General features: G+C 70.9%; 1 protein-coding gene. It reads right to left on the bottom strand.

The window, feature by feature from the left end:
• Positions 1–225: glycosyltransferase (locus FVW20_RS18615; protein WP_196610736.1), on the bottom strand; the 225-nt coding region annotated here is incomplete at its 3' end.
• Positions 226–533 lie beyond the last annotated feature (308 nt).

The following is a 533-nucleotide window of genomic DNA, read 5'->3' as shown; positions in this document are numbered from 1 at the left end:
CCTGCCCACGCGGGGCAGGGCCAGCACGCGGAACGCCGCCCACGGGCCGTCGGCCTGCCAGCGGCGGGCGCGCTCGCGCGAATCGTCGCTGCTGGCATCGTCCACGAAGACCACTTCCACCGCGTCGGGCGTAAAGGTCTGCGCGGCCAGTGCGCCGAAGAAGCGGTCGAGAAAGCGTCCGTAGTTGTGGTTGGCCACCACCACGGAAATACGCGGCGCGTGCATGACGCTGTCCCCTGCTGTTCCTGCTGCCACCTGTCGTCACGGGGAAAGCCCGGCGTTCACCGATGCCCCCCTGTGTTTCCTGCCGCCTGGCATGACCGCGTGAAGGGTCTTGTGGAGGGTCGGGCGCGCAAGGCGTCCGCTGGTCTTTTCGGTGTGACGACGCAAAGGTTTAGCGCCCCTGACGCAAAAACCGGGGGCGCTGCAGGGGCGGCAGGCCGTTGGGGGCGGACGGGACTGGGAGGGGCCCGGCGACAACGCCGGGCGGGATGCCGGTGGTACAGCGCGCCGGAGGACGCGGGGGGCGGGTC

This window comes from Nitratidesulfovibrio oxamicus, assembly GCF_015731765.1.
In the GTDB taxonomy this organism is placed as follows: Bacteria; Desulfobacterota; Desulfovibrionia; order Desulfovibrionales; family Desulfovibrionaceae; genus Cupidesulfovibrio; species Cupidesulfovibrio oxamicus.
The sequence above is the reverse complement of the archived record's forward strand: the minus strand, read 5'-3'. Positions and strand labels throughout refer to the sequence as shown.